This window comes from Nonomuraea sp. SYSU D8015, from assembly GCF_008065375.1.
GTDB lineage: Bacteria > Actinomycetota > Actinomycetes > Streptosporangiales > Streptosporangiaceae > Nonomuraea.
On the sequence record NZ_VJYI01000003.1, the window covers coordinates 378495 to 397270 of the forward strand.

Sequence of the window (18776 nt, forward strand, 5' to 3'; positions counted from 1 at the left end):
CGGCGGGGCCCGGCGGCGGGGCATGGGGCAGCCGTCTCACCGCCGGTCGGCGCGGGCGCGCCAGCCGTCTCACCGCCGGTCGACGCGGGCGCGCTGGAATCCCCTTCCCCGAAGGACCTCAGCCGGAGTACGGCGGACAGGAGCGCGGCATCGGGGGCTAGAGGCGATGCGTCGCGTCGCTGCGGTAGTCGGTGTACGTGTACGGGTTGTCCAGGATCTTCGTCGCGGGAATGTCCGGATTCATGCCCTTCAGCCAGGCATCCTCGCCCATCTCCCCACGCAGATAGTCCACCGTCCGCTCGACCTGGCGCCGCACCGCGACGAGATCGACACCGATCAGCTCGTGCTCGTGCTTGACCACGCGCCCGTTGACCAGCACGGTGTGCACGTCACCGCGCTGTGCCTGGAACGCCACGTGCCCGTACGGATGGAGCAGCGGGAACGAGACGGGCGAACGGTCGTTCTTGATGAGCACCAGGTCGGCCTTCTTGCCCTCGGCGATCACCCCCAGGTCGTCGCGGCCGATCGCGCGGGCGCCGCCCAGCGTGGCCCACTCCACGACCTGGTCGGCGCGCAGGCCGCAGTGCGTGACGGTGTCGCCCTTGGCGTGCGCCTCCAGGTGCTCGCGGGAGCGGTCGGCGCCGAGCGTGGTGCGCATGGCGGAGAACAGGTCGCCGCTCCACCACACGCTGGTGTCCATGGACAGCGACACCGGGATGCCGTGGGCGCGGACCGCCCAGGTGGGCGGGTAGCCCTGGCCGGCGCTCTGCTCGCTCTCGGTGGAGACCGAGATGGAGCCGCCGGTGGCGGCGATGCGGTGGTAGGAGTCGGCCGAGAGCGACGCGGCGTGCACGTAGATGGTCTCGGGGGTCATGAAGCCGTGCTCGTACATGAGCCGGATGCCGTCGTCGCTGGTCGCGCCCCACACGCCGGCGTGCGTGGTGACCGGCGCGCCCAGCTCCCGCGCCACCTCGAAGGCGGGCTTCTCCGGGAAGGCGGGGTCGCCCAGCACGTCGAAGGCGAGCTGGAAGCCGAGCAGGTCGTCGCCGGTGATCCGGCGGTTCACGAAGTCGCGGAACTCGGGCGCGGCCGTCCACTCGGCGGGCGGCTGCTGGATGTTGCCGTACGCGAGCACGTACCGTCCCGGCACCGCCTGCAGCGCGTCCACCGCGGCGTCGGCGTGGTCTGCCGTCCGCAGGCCGTGCGACCAGTCGACGACGGTGGTGACGCCGGCGTCGAGGGCTTCGATCGCGGCCAGGGTGTTGCCCGCGTGCACGTCCTCGGGCCGGAACAGCTTGCCGTGCTCCAGGTAGAACCAGACGAAGTACTGCGTGAGCGTCCAGTCGGCGCCGTAGCCGCGCAACGCGGTCTGCCACATGTGCCGGTGAGTGTCGATCATGCCGGGCATGACGATGCCGCCGGACGCGTCGATCTCGGCCGTGCCCTCCGGCACCTCCAGGCCGGGGCCCACCGCGGCGATCCGGTCGCCGGTGACCAGCACGTCGCTGCGTTCCAGCACCGTGCGCCGGCCGTCGATCGGCAGCACCGTGCCGCCGCGCAGCACCACAGGCCGTCCGGCCTCGAATTCAGTCCGCTCGCTCATCGACGAACTCCTCACCGCGCGGTGGCAGCGGCTTCCGAACGGATGTCCGCTACACGGTCATGTTGTTCGCCGTAACTCTACGATCGCCCGGAGCGCTGTCAAGACTTGGGAGAGGTAGAGCGATATGCCAGAATCTCCATTGCGGACATATGTCCGCTGCACGAACACGCCTGGCTTGTGAGGGAATGCTGATGACAGACGACGCCGTATCCGACGGGCCGGCCGGGGGCGGGCCGCTGTCCGGCGTGCTGGTGGCCGACTTCTCCCGCGTCCTGGCCGGGCCGTACGCCACGATGCTGCTGGCGGACCTCGGCGCCGACGTGGTCAAGGTCGAGGGCCCCACGGGGGACGACACCCGCGGGTGGATGCCGCCGGTGCGCGGCGAGGTGTCGACGTACTATCTCGGGGTCAACCGGGGGAAGCGGTCGATCGCGCTCGACCTGCGGGACGAGGCCGACGCGGAGTCGGCCAGGGAGCTGGCCCGGCGCGCGGACGTGCTGATCGAGAACTTCCGGCCGGGCGGGCTGGCCAAGTACGGCCTCGACTACGCCTCGGTGCGGGCCGGCAACCCCGGCGTCGTGTACGCCTCCATCAGCGGGTTCGGGTCGGGGGCCGGGGCGCGGGTGCCGGGCTACGACCTGATGGTGCAGGCCATGTCCGGGCTGATGAGCCTCACTGGCGATCCGGACGGACCGCCGTACCGGGCCGGGATCTCCGTGTTCGACGTGATGGCCGGCAACCACGCCGTCATCGGCGTCCTCGCCGCCCTGCGCCACCGCGACGCCACCGGGCAGGGGCAGCACGTCGAGGTCAACCTGCTGTCGTCGGCGCTGACGGGGCTGGTCAACCACAGCTCCGCGTACGTGGCGGGCGGGGTCGTGCCGTACCGGATGGGCAACGCGCATCCGAGCGTGTTCCCGTACGAGCCGCTGCCCACCGCCGACCACGACCTCATCGTCACCGCCGCCAACGACGGCCAGTTCAGGAAGTTGTGTGAGGTGCTCGGCATCCCCGAGATCGCCGACGACCCGCGTTTCGCCCGCAACGCCGACCGCACCGCGCGCCGCGACGAGCTGCGGCCGATCCTCGTCGAGCGGCTGGCCGCGCGGGGGGCGGTGGAGTGGTTCGAGCTGCTGGTCGAGGCCGGGGTGCCGAGCGGGCCGATCAACACCATCGACGGCGGGTTCGCCATGGCCGAGCGGTTCGGGCTGGATCCCGTCGTGGAGGTGGGCGAGGGTGAGCGGGCGGTGCCGACGACGCGGCACCCGATCCGGTTCTCAGAGACGCCGGTCGGCTATGCGCTGCCGCCACCGGAGCTCGACGAGCACGGCACCGAGCTCCGCAGGTGGCTCGCCGCCCCCGCGGGACCACCCACCGGCTCGGCGGGGGAAGAGCCGGTCGGGCCCTCGGAACGAGGTCGGACGTGACGGAGCAGAAGACCCCGGCGAAGCGGGAGAACGCGGCGGAGCAGGAGACCCCGGCGAAGCGGAAGCACGCGGCGGATCAGGGGCGTCAGGCCGGACCGCGGACGTATCCGACGGCACTCGGCGCGTCGTCGCTCAAGACGATCACGCTGCTCGGGCAGGACCTGGCCGAGGACGTCATGGGCCACGTGGGCTTCGGCGAGCTGGCGTTCTGGCTGGCCACGCAGCGCCGCCCGACGCCGGGCGAGATCCGGGTGTTCGAGGCCGTCCTGGCCGCCCTCGCCGATCACGGGTTCACGCCCACCGCCATCGTGACGCGCCTGACGTACCTGTCGGCGCCGGACTCCGTGCAGGGCGCGCTCGCGGCCGGACTGCTCGGCGGCGGCTCTCGCTTCCTCGGCGTCACCGAGGACTGCGGCCGCTTCCTCGCCGACGTGCTGGGCGAGCACCCGCTCCCCCAGGACGACGCCGGCTGGGACGCCCTCGCCCTGGAGACCGTCCGCGCCTGCCGCGAGCAGCGCGAGCTCATCCCCGGCCTCGGCCACCACGTGCACAAGGACGGCGATCCGCGCACCCCGCGCCTGTTCGGGATCGCCGCCGAAGAGGGCCTCTACGGGCCCCACCTGAAGCTGTTCGCCGCCATCGGCCGCGTCCACCCGCAGGTCCTGGGCCGGACGCTGCCGCTCAACGGCGCCGGGGTGTGCGGGGCCGCGCTCGCCGACCTCGGGCTCCCGCTGGAGCTGCTGCGCGCCTTCGCGCTGCTGGCCAGGACCGCCGGGCTGATCGGCCAGCTGGCCGAGGAGCTGCGCCGTCCCGTGGCGAACGACATCTTCCTGTCGGTGGACCTCAACAACCGGTCCATCCCTCCAGAGCCGTACTCCAACGGAGGTCTCTAGATGGCTGAAGTCGTCGCGGTCATCGCGTCCACCCACCACCCCTTCTACTACCGCGCCTCCACCTCCACCGGCGAGGACCGGCCGCCGTTCGCCGACGAGTGGGTACGCAAGGTCGAGGCGTTCCGCGAGACCCTGACCAGGGCCAGGCCGGACGTGCTGGTCATGGTCGGCTCCGACCACTTCCACCAGCTCTGGCTGGACAACATGCCGCAGTTCCTGGTCGGCAAGGCGCCCTTCTACGACGCCAACTTCTCCAACGAGGAACGCGAGTTCGGCCTGCCGAGGATGCTCTTCAAGGGCCAGGAGGACCTGTCGGCCCACCTCCTGCGGGGCGGCCTGGACCTGGGCTTCGACCTGGCCTTCTCCAACGAGCTGCGGATCGACCACTCCATCACGTGCCCGATCATCACCCGGCGCCCGCAGAACGACCTGCCCATCGTGCCCGTCTACACCAACATCTTCGCCCCGCCGCTGCCGCGGCCCCAGCGGTTCGTCCAGCTCGGCAAGGCCATCCGCGAGCTGGTGGAGTCGTGGCCGGACGATCGGCGGGTCGCGGTCATCGGCACCGGCCACCTGTCGCTCGAGCTCGGCGGGCCGCGCCAGTTCGGGCCGCACGGCCCCGACCCGGAGTTCGACCGCAAGGCCGTCGAGTGGATCTCCACGGGGGACATCGAGGGCTGCCTGTCCGAGGTCACCCTGGACAGTCTGTGGAACCCCGGCAACGCCACCCACGGCTTCATGGACTTCATGCTGATGATGGGCGTCGCGGGCGAGGGCAGGAAGGCCGACTACGTCGACACCTACGACCTGTTCCACACCATGGAGGCGTATTTCACCTGGTACCCGAACGGAGGCGGCCGGTCGTGAGCAAGTATCTGCTGAACAAGTTCCTGTTCACCGTCGACCGCGACCCCGAGCTGGTCGAACGCTACCGCGAGGAGCCGCGGGCCACCGTCGAGTGGTGGGAGGCCGAGTACGCAAACCGCATCCTCGGCTGCCACACCGGCGAGTCGTCCACCTGGCTCCGCTTCGACGACACCGAGCGGGAGGCGCTGGCCACGCACGACTACCCGAAGCTGTTCGAGCTGGGCGCGCATCCGTTCCTGACGCTCACCCTGTTCATCGCGGTGTTCGAGCGCGACTACGCCGAGCCGCTCGGGTTCCAGCTGGAGTACGCCCGGCGGCTGTCCCACCACAGCCTGCCGTACCCGGACATCGCCACCTGATGAGGGCCGCGCAGATCGTGACCTGCGGCCGGCCGCCCCGGGTGGCCGACCGGCCGGCGCCCTCACCGGAGGCGGGAGACCGGGTGGTGCGGGTGCTGGCCGCCCCCATCACCCCGCTCGACGTGCTGTGCGCCGGCGGGACCTCGTACTTCGGCACCCCGGACACGCCGTACGTCCCGGGAGTCCAGGGCGTCGGGACGGTCGGCGACGGCACGCTCGTGTGGTTCCCGACGGACGCGGGGATGGCGCCGGGCGAGGGCAGCATGGCGGAAATGGCCTGCGTGCCCGCCGACGACCTCGTCGAGCTGCCCGCTGGGGCCGACCCGGTGGCCGTCGCCGCGCTGGGGCTGTCCGCGGTGGCCGCTTACATGGCGCTGACCTGGCGCGGCGAGCTGGCGGCCGGTGAGCAGGTGCTGGTGCTGGGGGCCGGGGGCGTGGTCGGGCAGGCCGCCGTGCAGCTGGCCCGGGTCGCGGGCGCGCGGCGCGTCGTCGCGGCGGCCCGCTCCGCCGCCGCGCGGGAACGGGCCCGGCGGGCGGGCGCGGACGCGGTGGTCGCGCTGGACACCGACGACGTCGCCGAGCTGGCGGCCCGGCTGTCCGCCGCCTGCGACGGGCCCGTGGACCTGGTGCTCGACCCGCTCTTCGGCGTCCCGGCCGCCGCGGCCGCCCGCACCCTGCGGCCCCATGGGCGGCTGGTCAACCTGGGCAGCTCGGCGGGCGAGACGTGCCCCCTGGACTCCTCCACCCTGCGCAGCCGCTCACTCCACGTCCTCGGCTACACCAACACCGAGCTGACCAGGGAGCAGAAAGCCGCCGCCATCGGGAAGATCGCGGAGCTGGCGGCGGCCGGACGGCTGGACGCGGCTCACGAGGCCGTGCCCTTGGAGGACGTCGCCTCGGCCTGGCACCGCCAATCCACCGGCGCCACGTCCGGCCGGCTCGTCCTCACACCGCACCCGGCGTGACGCCACGTCACGCGCCATCATAAAAATCTCATGAACGCCGTCTAGGTTCGTGGACGTGCTTGTACAGGAGGTCGCCGCCGGGGGCGAGGCGGCGCGCAGGAAGCCCAGGCGCAGATGGGCGGCATGGCTCGTCGTGGCGGTCGCGGTGCTGTTCGCGGCGGGGACGGCCGTGCGGCTCGGCGGGCTGGAGTCGGGGGTGCTGCTGGTGCCGCTGGTCTCCTTCACGCCGTACTTCGCGGTCGCGGCGCTGATCGTGCTGGCGGTGGCTGCCCTCCAGCGCAACAGGGCCGCGACCGCGGTCATGCTGGCGGTGTGCGTCTGCCTGGCCTGGTGCGTCGTGCCGCGGGCGGTCGCGAGCCCCGGCGCGGTCGAGGGGCGGCCGCTGCGGGTGCTGACCGCCAACCTCAACGGCGGGCGCGGGGACGCCCAGGTGATCGTCGATCTGGTACGCAAACTGAACGTGGACGTGCTCAGCCTGCAGGAGCTGACCTGGTCGGCCCGCGACCGGCTGGCGGCCGCCGGGCTGGAGGGGCTGCTGCCGTACCACGTGATCAAGCCTGAGACGTGGGGGCCGGTGGGCAGCGGCGTGTACGCGCGTTACCCGCTGCACGAGCGCACCGGCGTGTTCGAGCCGGTCGGGCACCACATGCCGGTGGCCGAGGTGGCGCTGCCCGGCGGGTCGCCGGTGGAGGTCGTGGTCGTGCACCCGGTGGCGCCGGTGCCGAGGACGGTGCCGGAGTGGGAGGCGGGGGTGTCCACGCTGCCGCCCGCGCCCACGTCCGGGCCGCCGCGGATCCTGGCCGGCGACTTCAACGCCACGCTCGACCACGCGGTGTTCCGCCGGCTGCTGGACACCGGCTACACCGACGCGGCCGCGGCCACCGGGCAGGGGCTGGTGCCGACCTGGCCGATGCGCAGGCTGCCGCCGCTGGTGGCCATCGACCACGTGCTCACCGACAGCCGGGCGGGGGCGGTCTCCGTGCAGATCCATGACGTCCCCGGCTCCGACCACCGGGCGCTCTTCGCCGACCTGCGGGTGCGGCCATGAGCGCCCCGCGCGACGGACGGTAACGCTTCGTCGTCAATCGTGTTCGTCACAACCGCGGGCACCTCGCCCGTGCGATGCTCTCAGCCAGGCAGACCATGAGGAACGGGTGGAGTCGCAGTGTCTTCGGATAGCGGGAAAAGGATGTGGGGGCGGCCGATCCGGATGATCGCCGTCGCCGTGGTGGCGATCTTAGCCGCGAGCTGCGCGGCGCCCGCCACCTCGCCCGATTCTGATCGCGTGACCGCCAAGGCGGGTCCGTCCACCGAGCCGACGGAGTCCGCCACCGCGGCCCAGAAGCCGCCCTCCGTCGACGCGGGCTGGCCGCGCTGGGGATTCACGCACACGGGCATCAGCGCGAACAACATCACCCCGCAGTTCGAGCAGGTCGTGGCCCGCTCGCTGGCCAAGACCCCGATGCTGCAGAACCAGCACATCATGGGCTTCGGCGCGCTCAACCCACAGCCCACGCGAACCCAGTATTTCTGGGAGGACCTCGACAGCCGCACGAACTTCATGAAGCAGTCCGGCGGCATCCCGATCATCACGCTCTGCTGCGCCCCCGACTGGATGAAGGGCGGCCCCGAGGGCCCGACCTCGCAGGAGGGCTGGGCGGAGCACCTGGAGGACGCCCCGTACCCGCAGCACTTCGACGACTTCGCCAAGCTGGCGGCCACCGTCGCCAAGAAGTACTCGGACGTGGAGTACTTCCTGGTCTGGAACGAGTTCAAGGGCTTCTGGAAGGACCACTCCAAGCCCGCGGACTACAAGGGCTACACGGAGCTGTACAACAAGGTCTACGACGCGGTGAAGGCAGTCCGTCCCGACGCCAAGATCGGCGGCCCGTACCTCGGTTTCGACAGCAACAGAAGCGGCGACACCGAGCTGCGCGGCGACTGGGGGGTCGTCAACCAGAACGTCCTGGACGCCTTCAACTACTGGTACGAGAACAAGAAGGGCGCCGACTTCATCGTCGTGGACGGCGCCTCGCCGACCGACGCCCACGAGCTGCTGCCGGACGAGTTCGGCGCGCTGAGCAAGTTCAGCGCGGTCACCAAGTGGCTGCGCGAGAAGACGGACGACATGCCGATCTGGTGGTCGGAGTGGTATTTCGTGCCCGAGGACGGCACCACCTGGCCCGAGAACAGGCGCCTGGCCGTGCAGGCCGCCTCGATGATGGAGTTCGCCAAGAGCGGCGCCGCCACGGCGCTGTACTGGAACCCGCAGGCCAAGGACGGCCCCTGCCAGGGCTGCATGTGGAACCCGAAGACGGGCGCGGAGCTGCCGACCGGTGAGCTGGTGAGCGATTTCGTCAAGTGGTTCCCGGCCGGGGCCCAGCTGGAGGACGTCTCCTCCTCCGACCCGAAGGTCCGCGTGCTGGCCCAGCCGGAGCGGCTGCTCATGGTCAACACCACGGACGCCCAGGTCTCCACGACGGTGGACGGCAAGGAGTTCACGCTCAAGCCGTACGAGATCAAGTGGAGCGGCCGCTAGCACGTCAACCTGCGCTCCCCGAACGACCCAGCCAGGCCGTCGACGTCAACGGCCTGCCCGGGTCCTCCGGAGCAGGCGGGCCTGAGGCGGGATCATCAGGACGATTCCGGCCATGAGAGTGGCGGCCGAGCAGGCGCAGATCGTGCGGACGGCCGGGACGTACCAGGGAGGGCCCTCGGTGACCGCCCGATTGACGTTCTCGTCGGAGTCGCCGATGAAGAACGGCGTGAAGGTGGAGGCGGCCATGAGGAGCGGGAGGTAGAGCAGGGCGCACAGGATCGCGGCGGCCTGCGTCCCCGTGGTGCCGCCGACCGTCCTGACCCGCCACGCCACCGCCCCCAGGGCGAGGGCGGTCAGGGCGAACAGCAGACCGTAGCCGCGCACGGCGTCCGCGGCCACCTCCAGGAACCCGTCGCCGATCTCGGGGAAGCCCCCCACGTCCACCCCCTTGATCCGGGCTTCCTCGTACGCGATGCGCCGGGCCTCGGCGATGGCCGGCGGCCCGAGCGCGGTGACGACCGGCCCGGTCGCCATCGCAGCGGCGATCAACGCGGCAGACGTCCGCCCATCGGCGGACGTCTGCCCGTCAGCGGGCGTGACGGCGGGCCGGCCCGCCGCGCGGACGAGGGTGGCGAGCAGCGGGCCCACGGCGCAGACGGAGATCACGGCGATGGCGACCGCGAGCCAGGCCGGCGTCTCGGGGGCCGTCGCGACGCTGCACACGACGATCGCGTACGGCGCGACGACGGCTCCTCCGGCGAGCAGCACCGCCTTCGCGCGGCCGCCCTCCCTGGCCGCCCACGCCCGCACGAGCAGGCAGGCGGCGATCAACGCCAGGAACAGCGCGGCGGAGGCGTCCACTCCGGCCGCGCATGCCGCCACCGCCGTCCCCACGGTGGCGGCGAGCGCGGGCCAGGCGATCACCCGGCGGGCCGCGACGCCGTGCCCGGGGATCATCACCAGGCCGAGCAGGTAGGTCAGCCCGGCGAGCGCCACCCCCGCCAGGCTCGCCGTCCGGTCCCAGGCCGGCTGGTCCGAGGCGTGCTCCTCGGCCAGCAGCGCGAGCCCGATCAGGTACGGCGAGCCGACCAGCCCGGCCGCGAACGACCCCAGCGGCCGGCCCGCCCGCACGAGCAGGGCTGCCACGATGACGAGCGGCGACATGACGATGAAGAGCACGGCCGTGAGCGGCCACGCGCCGTGGTCCGACGGGTCCGCCGGCAGGGTCGCGAGGTCGATCCCCATCAGCACGATCCCGAAGCCGGGCGCCAGTCCCAGCAGGAGGGCCGCCACCCCGCTCGTTCTCCTCATGAGAGGTTGGACGTCCAGCGGCACGCCCCGGTTCGTGCGCGAGGTCGATCCGGCCGGGCAAGCAGGGAGCCGTGCGTGTTGGAGGGGCCGCCGGTCCCGGGCCTTCCGATCCCCTTGTCAGCGGGGACGCCGGTCCCGGGCTTTCGGTGCCGCCTCGGCCGACGGGAGAAGGGCGACGGCGGGTCGGTGCTAGGCGGGCAGGGCGGTGCGGACGGCGGTCAGGCAGCGCTCCACGGCCGCCCGCGGCGCGAAGGCGTACGTGCCGTCGCCGAACAGCTCGAACGTCATGTGCCCGCGATACCCGCGCCGCCCCAGCGCCGCCAGGTAGTCCTCCAGGGGCAGCTCCCCGTCGCCCCACACCAGGTGCCCGGTGGGCCGGCCGTCGATCAGGTGGACGTGGCGGACGCGGTCGCCGAGCGCGTCGAAGTAGTCGTCCACCGTCTCCCCGGCGGCGGCCATGGCCACGGTGTCGAGCACGGCGCCCAGGTTCGGCGCCCCGATCTCGCCGATCATCCTGGCCAACGCCCGTGAGTCGTTGACGAGGTTGGACTCCACCCGCTGGAGGGCTTCCAGCACGCACGTGACGCCCAGCGTCCCGGCGTACGCGGCGATCTCGCCGATCGCGTCGGCGGAGCGGCGCCACGCGGCGTCCACCGGCTCGTCCTCGAAGCCCCGCCCCGGCGTGAGCAACAGCAGCTCCGCGCCCAGCTCGGCGCACAGCTCGGCGGCGCGGCGGAACGTGGCGATGCTGCCCTCGCGCAGCCACGGGACCGGGGAGGCCACATTGACGGGGTACATCACCTGCTCGGGCGTCAGGCAGCGGACGGCGAGCCCGCGCGACTCCGCGGCCCGGCGGACGGCGCGGGCTTCGGCGTTGCTCAGCCGGGGGACGTGCAGCTGCGGCGCGACGCCCCACAGCTCCAGCTGTTCGCGGCCGAGGTCGGCGGCGTCGTCGAGGAAGCGGTCGAACGGCAGGTGCTGGTAGGAGAAGTTCGAGCCGGTGATCTGCCGGAGTGACAGTGCCATGGAGGTTCCTTACTTGCCGATGCCGTCGGCGAGACCCTTGACGATGTAGCGCTGGCCGACGAAGAACAGCAGCACCACCGGGAGCGCCGCGATCACCATCCCGGCGAAGACCACCGGATATGCGGTGCCGTGCTTGCTCATCAGGCTCGTCAGGCCCACCGGCAGGGTCTGCACGCCGGCGCCGCTGGTGAAGACCATCGCGAAGAGGTACTCGTTCCAGGTGAAGAGGATGTGCAGCAGCACCGTCGAGGTGATGATCGGCTTGCACATCGGCAGGATGATCCGCCAGAAGCAGGTCCAGCGGCCCGCACCGTCCATCGCCGCAGCCTCGTCCACCTCGCGCGGCAGGTCGATCATGTACGCGCGGATGAGGAACGTCGTGAACGGGATCCGGAAGGCGGTGTAGAGGATGAGCAGCGCCCAGAACGTGTTGTACAGGCCCATCGCCTGGAACATCTTCACCAGTGGCACCAGCGCCACGGTCGGCGCCAGCATCAGCCCGCCCAGGATGGCCGCCGTGAGCGTCTTGCCGAGCGGGATGTCGACGCGGGTCAGCCCGTAGGCGGCCCACGCGCTGACGAACACGGTGGCCACCGTCGAGGTCAGCGTCACGAGCACGCTGGTGGTGAGATAGTCGCTGACCCCGCGGTTCCACGCCTTGGCGTAGTTGGCGAAGCTCCAGTCGAGGGGCAGGGCGAACGGGTCGCCGAAGAGCTCGGCGTTGGTCTTGAACCCGTTGAGCGTCATCCACGCCAGCGGATAGAGCACCACCACGGCCAGGGCCAGCAGGAACGCCCACATGAAGACGCGGGCGATCACTGCGAGGAAGCTCAGGCGCGTCACCATTCCACCCTTCTCCTGCGGGCGACCCACAGCTGGGCGACCGCGATGCCGAGCGTGATCACGAAGAGGACGGTCGCGATCGCCGCGGCGTACCCGAAGTTGTTGCGGACGAAGCCGCTGCGGTAGAGCCACGTGCCCAGCACCTGCGTGGAGTTGTTCGGCCCGCCGGCCGTCATCACCATGACCTCGTTGAACACCTGGAACGCGCCCGAGAGCGTGACGATCGCCATCAGGCCGGTCATCTCCCGCACCAGCGGCACCGTCACGTGGAAGAAGCGGCCCACCGGGCCGACGCCGTCGATGGCGGCGGCCCCGTAGATCTCCGCCGGGATGCGCTGGATGGCGACGGCGAACAGCAGGGTGGAGTACCCGAAGCCCTGCCACTGGCTCATCGCGATGATCGCCGACATGGCCGTGCTCTCCTGGCCCAGCCACGCCTGGGCCAGCTGGTCCAGGCCGACGGCCCGGAGCGCGTGGTTGAGCGGGCCCAGCTTCGGCTCGTAGATGAAGTAGAACAGCAGACCCGCCACGGTCAGCGAGATCGCCGCGGGGATGAAGTAGACCGCCCGCAGCGCGCGCTGCCACCGTTCGCTCCGGATGCTCTCGATGAGCGCGGCCAGCAGGAGAGCGCCGAACACCTGGAACACGATGGAGACCACCGCGTACAGGGTGTTGTTGCCGAGCGCGGACCAGAAGACCGGGTCGTCGACGAGCCGGGCGTAGTTGTCCAGCCCGACGTACTCCTGGCTCCCGCTGTAGATGTCCCACTTGAGCGTGCTGAACTGGAGGTTCTGCACGAGCGGCAGGTAGACGAACACTCCGACCAGCACGAGGGCGGGGACGACCCACGCGAGCCCGAGCGTCCTTCGCAGGGTGGCGCGCACGGCTACTTGGCCGCGTCGGAGGCCTGGCGCACGCTCTCGAGCACCTTCTCGGGCGTCGTGCCGCCGCTGACGAGGGCCTCGCCGCCGGCCAGCCAGGCGTCGGCCACCTCGGGCACGGTGACGGTGTCGAGCCAGATTGCCAGCCTCGGCGCCTTGTTGACCAGCTGGACGCCCTCGTAGACGGCCTTGCTGGAGGTCTCCGGAGTGACCGCCCCGACGACCGTGCTGGGCTGCCCGTACGGCGGCGACGACAGCGTCTTGGCGTTCTCCAGGGTCGTGACGAACTTCATGAAGTCGACGGCGAGCGCGACCCTGGGCGACTTGGCGTTGACCAGGTATCCCTCGGGCGAGCCCTCCAGCACGGTGGGATCGCCGGCGGCGTTCTGCGGCACGGGGAGCTGGAAGATGCCGAAGTCGTCCGGCTTGACCTTGCCCGACGTCGCGTTGTCGAACTCCAGGATCTCCTGGTAGTACATGGCGGCCTTGCCGCCCGCGAAGGCCTCCTGGGCGGAGGAGTAGAGCACGCCGTTGGTGCCGCTCTTGGTGTCGGTGCACTGGTCGACCAGCGTCTTGAACTGGGTGAGCGAGGTGACGTAGCCCGGGTGGTCGAGCTTGGCCGTCTCCGGGACGAAGTCGGCCTGGAGGGTGTCGTGCGGCACGTTGTACGCGAACAGCTGCTGCAGGTAGTGCAACGCGGGCCAGCCGTCCTTGTTGCCGAACGCGACGGGCTCGTACCCGGCCTTGCGCAGCGGGCCGCAGGCGGCGATGAGCTCCTCGAACGTGGCCGGCACCTTGACCCCGGCCTTCTCGAAAGCCGTCTTGCTGTAGCCCATGAACTTCCCGTTGCCGTACAGCGGGATGCCGTAGTACTTGCCGTCGCGGGCGAAGGCCTCCAGCGAGCCGGGGCTGAACGTCTTGCCCCACTCGGTGTCCGGGCCGATCACCTTGGTGAGGTCGGCGGCCCGTCCACCGCGGATGTAGTTGTCCGCCCAGTTGCCGGTCCAGGTGAAGTAGATGTCCGGGAGCGCGTCCGAGGCCGTGAGCGTCTTGAGCTTGTCCTTGACGCTCTGGTCGGTCTCCTGGATCAGCTCGATCTTCACCTGCGGGTGCTTCTTGCGGTACTCGGCCGCGAGGTTCTCGAAGTAGGGGCCGGTGGGGTCGCCCGCGAACTTCGTGAGGATGCTCAGCGTTCCGGAGAACTCCGGCGTCGCGGCCACGTCGGCCGCCGAAGTGGTCTGTGACTGCCCGCCGGAGCAGGCGGCCAGCGTGAGTGTCCCGAGGAGTGCCGCGAACGTCGACAGTGCGCGAGGGCGCATGGGCTTCCTTTCTCGGATCCGCCGTGATGTGGGCCGACCCTACAGCTCGTCTGATACCGGTACCAGACCCGTCGGCCAAGATCTTTCTTTCGTTAACCTGGCGTGACCTTGCGCCGTCCGCCGAAAACGCAGCTCACTGAGGGGGAGTGGAAATGTCGGGTTGACGGCGCACGGGCGCCTGTGTCAACGTGACCTCCGCGTGATACCGGTATCACACGATTCCACGCCGGATCCCGAAAGGATTGCGATGATGCTCGGATTCAACGAGCCGGAATTTCTCGCCCAGGTGGCGAGCGCGGTGGCCCTGCGGCCGCAGATCGAGGAGGTGGTCGACCGGCTCGTGGACGAGGGATTCGACACGCTGCTCCTCGTCGGGGCCGGCGGCACCTACGCCCAGATGTGGCCGTACGAGCACTTGGCCCGGCGCAGCTCCACCCTCGACGTGCGCGCCGCCATCGCGGCCGAGCTGGTCGTCTCCGGCGACGCGCGGCTCGGCGAGCGCACGGTGGCGCTGTTCACCTCGGTCTCCGGCACCACCGACGACAGCATCCGGGCCATCGAGTACTGCAAGTCCAAGGGCGCCTACACGATCTCCTTCACCGGCCACCCGGACTCGCCGGTGGCCACGAAGGTGGACCAGGCGTTCATCTCCCAGCCCAAGACGTGGCCGTTCGACATGCAGCTGCTGCTGTTCATGGGCCGGTTGCTGGCGCGGCGGGGCGAGTTCGACGGGTACGAGAAGTTCGCCGGCGAGTTCGCCGCCATCCCGGAGATCCTCGTCGAGGTGGCGAGGCAGGCCGAGCCCGCGGCCGCCGCCTTCGCCGAGGCGCACAAGGAGACCGACTACCACTTCCTCATCGGCGGCGGGAACCTGTGGGGGTTCACCTACCTCTACTCGATGTGCATCCTCGAGGAGATGCAGTGGCTGCGCACCACCCGCGTGCACAGCGCCGAGTTCTTCCACGGCTCGCTGGAGCTGCTGGAAGAGGACACGAGCGTGATCATCTTCCAGGGCGAGGACGAGACGCGCCCGCTCACCGACCGCGCAGCGGCGTTCGCCAGGCGCGTCTCGAAGGACGTCACGGTCTTCGACACCCGCGACTACCCGCTCACCGGCATCAGCCCGGAGTTCCGCGGGCTGCTCGCGCCGCTGGTGCTCGACACCGTCATGGGCCGGGTCAGCAAGCACCTGGAGCGGGTCCGCGACCACTCTCTGGAGCTGCGCCGGTATTACCGCGTCATGGATTACTGACGTGAAGGTGCTCGGCTTCGGCGACAACATCGTCGACCGATTCGTCGACCGCGGCGTGGACTACCCGGGCGGCAACAGCGTCAACGTCGCCGTCTACGCCAGCCGCCTCGGCGTCGAGGCGGCCTACCTGGGGGTCTTCGGCGACGACGACCTCGGCCGCTTCCTCCGCGAGTCGATCGCCGCCGAAGGGGTGGCGGTCGACCGCTGCGTCGTGAGGGCGGGTGAGAGCGGTGTCTCCCACCTCCGGGTCGACGACGGCGACCGGGTGTTCCTCGGCTGGAACGGCGGCGGCGTCACCGTACGCGAGCCTCTCGTGCTCGACGACGATCTGCTCCGCTACGCGGGCGGCTTCGACCTCGTGCATTCGAGCGTCTACTCGCGCAGCGAGCCCGAGCTGCCGAAGCTGGCCGCGCTCGGCAGGCTGGTCGGCTTCGACCTGTCCAGCGAGGAGGAGTACCGCACCCCCGCCTACCTGGATCGGGTCTGCCCGTACGCCGACCTCGTGCTGCTGTCCTGCTCCCACCTCTCCGCGGACGCCACGGTGGAGTTGCTGGCCGAGGCGGTGGGCCGGGGGGCCGGGCTCGCGCTCGGCACGCGGGGAGTCCACGGCGCGATCGCCACCGACGGCCGGGTCACGGTCGCCGGCTCGGCACGGCTCGTGGAGGGGGCCATCGTGGACACGATGGGCTGCGGCGACGCCTTCCTCGCCGGGTTCGCGGTCTCGCTGCTGCGCGACGGCTGGGCGGCGGACGTCCGGCCGGATCGCGGCATGATCGAGCGGGCTCTGCGCGGGGGCGCGCAGTCGGCGTTCGAACAGTGTTTCGTGGAAGGGGCCTTCGGTCACGGGCGGGCGTCCGTGACTACGATGTGATGCGCCGATCAGGAACGAGGGACGACATCCATGCCAGCTGACCGCGGCCAGGCGGGGCCGACGATCTCGGAGGTGGCGGCGGAGGCCGGGGTGGGCCGCGCCACGGCGGCCCGCACGCTCGGCGGTTACGGATACGTCAGCCCGGAGCTGCGGGCGCGGGTGCTCGCGGCGGCCGAGAAGCTGGGCTACCGTGCGAACGCGCTGGCCAGGAGCATGTCCACCGGCGTGAGCCACACGCTGGGCGTGATCGTCGCCGACATCGGCAACCCGTTCTTCGCGGGGCTGCTGCGGGGCGTCTCCGACACCTCGCGGGCCCGGGGGTTCGACGTGATCGTGCTGAGCACGTACGAGAACCTCCAGGAGGAGATCGCGGCCACGAACGTGCTCATCGACAAGCGCGTCGACGGCGTCATCGTGGCCTCCGCCGCCGTCCAGCGCGACCAGGTCGCGCACATCAAGGCGGCCATGGACCGCGGCATCCCCGTCGTGCTCGTGGACCGCGCGGTTTCGGCGCTCGACCTCGACGCGGTCGTGATCGACAACCGCGACGCGGCGCGGGAGGCGGTCGAGGTGCTCATCGCGGCCGGGCACCGCCGCATCGGGTTCGTGTGGGGGCCGCCGGTGGCCGAGCCGCCGGCCACCAGACGCGAGCTGGTGGCGGCGGCCTCCCGCAACCTGTGGACCGACGGGGAGCGGCTGCGCGGCTACCTCGACGCGCTCGACGACGCCCACATCCCCTTCGACCCCGAGCTGGTGATGGTGGGGCCGAAGACGGAGGAGCGGGTGGTGCGCGAGGTCGGGCGCATGCTCGCGCTGCCCGACCGCGCCACCGCCGTCTTCTGCACCGAGACCGACGGCATGACGGGCTCGCTGCGGGCCCTGCGGGCGGCCGGGCTGTCCTATCCGGACGACGTTGCGCTGATCGGGTTCGACGACAGCGCGTGGGCGGCGGTCATGGAGCCGCCGCTGACGATGATCGCCCAGCCTGTGCACGAGCTGGGGGCCAAGGCGGCCGAGGTGCTGCTCGACATCCTCGGCGGGGCCGAGCCCGCCCGCGAGATGCACACCCTGCGCTCCCGCCTCATCCAGCGCGCCTCCGTGGCCCCGCCGCGCGCCCCGGCGCCGCCGCGCGCCCCGGCCCCGCCACGCGCCTCGGCCGCCCCACCGTCCGGCCCCGTCGCCCCACCGTCCGGCTCTGTCGCCCCGCCGTCCGGCTCCTGAGCACGTTCGCACCCGGCTGTCCGGCTCATCACCGTCGGCAATCCCAGGGGGCCGGTCACCGCGCAACCCGGGAAGGGCACCATGCACGCCCGCCCCGATGCCACGCCCGCCGTCCCAGGCAGGGCATCCGCCGCAGTCCCGCCGTGCCCCTGCCACACGCGGGCCGGCGGCCCGGGGGCGGCCTAGAAGTCCGAGGGCGATCGAGAAGTCACTGCGCCCCGGTGACGATCTGGTCGAGGGCGCCGGGCGAGAGCACGTGCTCGACGACCATGACGGCGGCCCCGAGGACCCCCGCCCGATCCCCCAGCTCGCTCACCCGGATGCCGAGATGCTGCGTGGCCAGCGGCAGCGACCGGCTGTAGATCGTCTCACGCACCCCCGCGAGCACCTGCTCACCCGCCTCAGCGAGGTCTCCGCCGATCACGACGACGGACGGGTTGAAGAAGTTGACGATCGACGCCATCACGACGCCGACCTCGCGTCCGGCCTGCCGGACCAGCCGCGTGGCGCGGAGGTCGCCCGCGCGCATGAGCGCCACCACGTCCCTGCCGCCCCGCGCCTCGATCCCGGCGGCACGCAGCGCCGCCGCCATCGACGCGCCGCCGGCCACCGCCTCCAGGCAGCCGGCGTTGCCGCACCGGCACGGCGCCTCGGAGTCGGGCACGCGTACGTGGCCGATGTCCCCCGCCGTGCCCTGTGCGCCGCGGTGGAGCCTGCGGCCGGAGATGATGCCGCAGCCGATGCCCGTGCCCATCTTGACGAAGATCAGATGATCGACCTGGGGACGGGCGGCCCAGTGCTCTCCGAGCGCCATGATGTTGACGTCGTTGTCGACCAGGACGGGTGCGCCGAGCCGGTCGCCGAGCCACTGCGGCACCGGGAAGCCGTCCCAGCCGGGCATGATCGGCGGGTTCGCCGGCCGTCCCGAGGCGTGCTCGACCGGCCCGGGCAGGCCGACGCCCACCCCGCACACACTCGCCAGGTCGCGGCCGACGCCGGCGAGCAGCTCCTGGAAGGCGTCCACGACCCAGGTCAGCGTGCGCTCGGGCCCGCGGTCGACGGGCAGCTCCGCGGCCCGCTCGGCGAGCACGGTCATGCCGAGGTCGATCACGGCCAGGCGGGCGTGGGTGGCGCCGAGGTCGGCCGCGAGCACGACCCGCGCTCCCCCGTTGAACGCGAACACCGTGGCGGGCCGGCCCCCCGAGGAGATCGAGTCCTCGCCGGCCACCACCCAGCGGCGGTCGATCAGCCCGTCCAGCCGCTGCGACACCGTGGACCTGGACAGCCCGGTGAGCTGGGCGAGCTCCCCGCGGGTACGGGCCTGCCCGTCCCTAAGGATGGCCAGGAGCACACCTGCCCCCGGCGCCTGACCGGTCGGTCCATTCGGCATGCGGCCTAC

Annotated in this window: 17 protein-coding genes; 10 read left to right on the forward strand and 7 right to left on the reverse strand. The window is 71.5% G+C overall.

Going from position 1 to position 18776, the window contains the following annotated elements; translation table 11 throughout:
* Nucleotides 1-157 precede the first annotated feature (157 nt).
* Nucleotides 158-1603 carry an amidohydrolase family protein gene (locus ID574_RS17180; protein ID WP_188189897.1) on the reverse strand — a complete coding sequence of 482 codons (1446 nt, stop codon included), beginning with the start codon at nucleotides 1601-1603 and terminating at the stop codon, nucleotides 158-160.
* A 191-nt stretch (nucleotides 1604-1794) separates the two neighbouring features.
* Here ID574_RS17180 and ID574_RS17185 point away from each other — a divergent pair, with 191 nt between their 5' ends.
* The 7 genes from ID574_RS17185 (at nucleotide 1795) to ID574_RS17215 (ending at nucleotide 8653) form a co-directional block, all read left to right on the forward strand.
* The gene (locus ID574_RS17185; protein ID WP_188189898.1) at nucleotides 1795-3030 is read left to right on the forward strand and encodes a CaiB/BaiF CoA transferase family protein; all 1236 of its coding nucleotides are present in this window, start codon (nucleotides 1795-1797) and stop codon (nucleotides 3028-3030) included.
* A complete protein-coding gene (locus ID574_RS17190) occupies nucleotides 3027-3923 on the forward strand; it encodes a citryl-CoA lyase (protein WP_223166781.1) in 897 nt (298 codons plus the stop codon). The genes ID574_RS17185 and ID574_RS17190 overlap by 4 nt, the downstream gene beginning before the upstream one ends.
* Nucleotides 3924-4790 carry a DODA-type extradiol aromatic ring-opening family dioxygenase gene (locus ID574_RS17195; RefSeq protein WP_188189899.1) on the forward strand — a complete coding sequence of 289 codons (867 nt, stop codon included), beginning with the start codon at nucleotides 3924-3926 and terminating at the stop codon, nucleotides 4788-4790.
* The gene (locus ID574_RS17200; protein WP_188189900.1) at nucleotides 4787-5149 is read left to right on the forward strand and encodes a hypothetical protein; all 363 of its coding nucleotides are present in this window, start codon (nucleotides 4787-4789) and stop codon (nucleotides 5147-5149) included. Before ID574_RS17195 ends, ID574_RS17200 begins: the two co-directional genes overlap by 4 nt.
* Nucleotides 5149-6114: a quinone oxidoreductase family protein gene (locus ID574_RS17205; RefSeq protein ID WP_188189901.1), complete on the forward strand. Its 966-nt coding sequence runs from the start codon at nucleotides 5149-5151 to the stop codon at nucleotides 6112-6114. The genes ID574_RS17200 and ID574_RS17205 overlap by 1 nt, the downstream gene beginning before the upstream one ends.
* Before the next feature lie 55 nt (nucleotides 6115-6169).
* A complete protein-coding gene (locus tag ID574_RS17210; protein WP_223166782.1) occupies nucleotides 6170-7162 on the forward strand; it encodes an endonuclease/exonuclease/phosphatase family protein in 993 nt (330 codons plus the stop codon).
* A 237-nt stretch (nucleotides 7163-7399) separates the two neighbouring features.
* The gene (locus tag ID574_RS17215; protein ID WP_188189902.1) at nucleotides 7400-8653 is read left to right on the forward strand and encodes a xylan 1,4-beta-xylosidase; all 1254 of its coding nucleotides are present in this window, start codon (nucleotides 7400-7402) and stop codon (nucleotides 8651-8653) included.
* Nucleotides 8654-8698: 45 nt separating this feature from the next.
* Here ID574_RS17215 and ID574_RS17220 read toward each other — a convergent pair whose 3' ends face one another.
* The 5 genes from ID574_RS17220 to ID574_RS17240 form a co-directional block, all read right to left on the reverse strand.
* The gene (locus tag ID574_RS17220) at nucleotides 8699-9964 is read right to left on the reverse strand and encodes a hypothetical protein (protein WP_188189903.1); all 1266 of its coding nucleotides are present in this window, start codon (nucleotides 9962-9964) and stop codon (nucleotides 8699-8701) included.
* A 189-nt stretch (nucleotides 9965-10153) separates the two neighbouring features.
* Nucleotides 10154-10990, reverse strand: a complete 837-nt coding sequence (locus tag ID574_RS17225) for a sugar phosphate isomerase/epimerase family protein (RefSeq protein WP_188189904.1) — start codon at nucleotides 10988-10990, stop codon at nucleotides 10154-10156.
* Between the two features lie 9 nt (nucleotides 10991-10999).
* Nucleotides 11000-11836 carry a carbohydrate ABC transporter permease gene (locus ID574_RS17230; protein ID WP_188189905.1) on the reverse strand — a complete coding sequence of 279 codons (837 nt, stop codon included), beginning with the start codon at nucleotides 11834-11836 and terminating at the stop codon, nucleotides 11000-11002.
* A complete protein-coding gene (locus ID574_RS17235) occupies nucleotides 11830-12717 on the reverse strand; it encodes a carbohydrate ABC transporter permease (RefSeq protein ID WP_188189906.1) in 888 nt (295 codons plus the stop codon). The genes ID574_RS17230 and ID574_RS17235 overlap by 7 nt, the downstream gene beginning before the upstream one ends.
* 2 nt (nucleotides 12718-12719) lie before the next feature.
* Entirely contained in the window at nucleotides 12720-14033 is a 1314-nt protein-coding gene (locus ID574_RS17240) for an ABC transporter substrate-binding protein (RefSeq protein WP_188189907.1), read from the reverse strand.
* Between the two features lie 247 nt (nucleotides 14034-14280).
* Here ID574_RS17240 and ID574_RS17245 point away from each other — a divergent pair, with 247 nt between their 5' ends.
* From ID574_RS17245 to ID574_RS17255, 3 genes are read left to right on the forward strand one after another with little or no spacing between them, the layout of a single operon-like run.
* Nucleotides 14281-15285 (forward strand): SIS domain-containing protein, encoded by a 1005-nt coding sequence (locus ID574_RS17245; protein ID WP_223166783.1) that lies wholly within the window; start codon nucleotides 14281-14283, stop codon nucleotides 15283-15285.
* Nucleotide 15286: 1 nt separating this feature from the next.
* On the forward strand, nucleotides 15287-16156 hold the full coding sequence (locus ID574_RS17250; RefSeq protein ID WP_188189908.1) for a PfkB family carbohydrate kinase: 870 nt from the start codon (nucleotides 15287-15289) through the stop codon (nucleotides 16154-16156).
* A 30-nt stretch (nucleotides 16157-16186) separates the two neighbouring features.
* Nucleotides 16187-17377: a LacI family DNA-binding transcriptional regulator gene (locus ID574_RS17255; protein ID WP_188189909.1), complete on the forward strand. Its 1191-nt coding sequence runs from the start codon at nucleotides 16187-16189 to the stop codon at nucleotides 17375-17377.
* 208 nt (nucleotides 17378-17585) lie between these two features.
* Here the strand turns inward: ID574_RS17255 and ID574_RS17260 are convergent, their stop codons facing one another.
* On the reverse strand, nucleotides 17586-18767 hold the full coding sequence (locus ID574_RS17260; RefSeq protein WP_188189910.1) for an ROK family transcriptional regulator: 1182 nt from the start codon (nucleotides 18765-18767) through the stop codon (nucleotides 17586-17588).
* Nucleotides 18768-18776: the final 9 nt, after the last annotated feature.

Bases quoted from the DNA above. Each gene is read 5' to 3' on its own strand.
- ID574_RS17180 (WP_188189897.1), bottom strand. From the start codon at position 1,603: ATGAGCGAGCGGACTGAATTCGAGGCCGGACGGCCTGTGGTGCTGCGC.
- ID574_RS17185 (WP_188189898.1), top strand. From the start codon at position 1,795: ATGACAGACGACGCCGTATCCGACGGGCCGGCCGGGGGCGGGCCGCTG.
- ID574_RS17195 (WP_188189899.1), top strand. From the start codon at position 3,924: ATGGCTGAAGTCGTCGCGGTCATCGCGTCCACCCACCACCCCTTCTAC.
- ID574_RS17205 (WP_188189901.1), top strand. From the start codon at position 5,149: ATGAGGGCCGCGCAGATCGTGACCTGCGGCCGGCCGCCCCGGGTGGCC.
- ID574_RS17220 (WP_188189903.1), bottom strand. From the start codon at position 9,964: ATGAGGAGAACGAGCGGGGTGGCGGCCCTCCTGCTGGGACTGGCGCCC.
- ID574_RS17225 (WP_188189904.1), bottom strand. From the start codon at position 10,990: ATGGCACTGTCACTCCGGCAGATCACCGGCTCGAACTTCTCCTACCAG.
- ID574_RS17230 (WP_188189905.1), bottom strand. From the start codon at position 11,836: ATGGTGACGCGCCTGAGCTTCCTCGCAGTGATCGCCCGCGTCTTCATG.
- ID574_RS17240 (WP_188189907.1), bottom strand. From the start codon at position 14,033: ATGCGCCCTCGCGCACTGTCGACGTTCGCGGCACTCCTCGGGACACTC.
- ID574_RS17245 (WP_223166783.1), top strand. From the start codon at position 14,281: ATGATGCTCGGATTCAACGAGCCGGAATTTCTCGCCCAGGTGGCGAGC.
- ID574_RS17255 (WP_188189909.1), top strand. From the start codon at position 16,187: ATGCCAGCTGACCGCGGCCAGGCGGGGCCGACGATCTCGGAGGTGGCG.
- ID574_RS17260 (WP_188189910.1), bottom strand. From the start codon at position 18,767: ATGCCGAATGGACCGACCGGTCAGGCGCCGGGGGCAGGTGTGCTCCTG.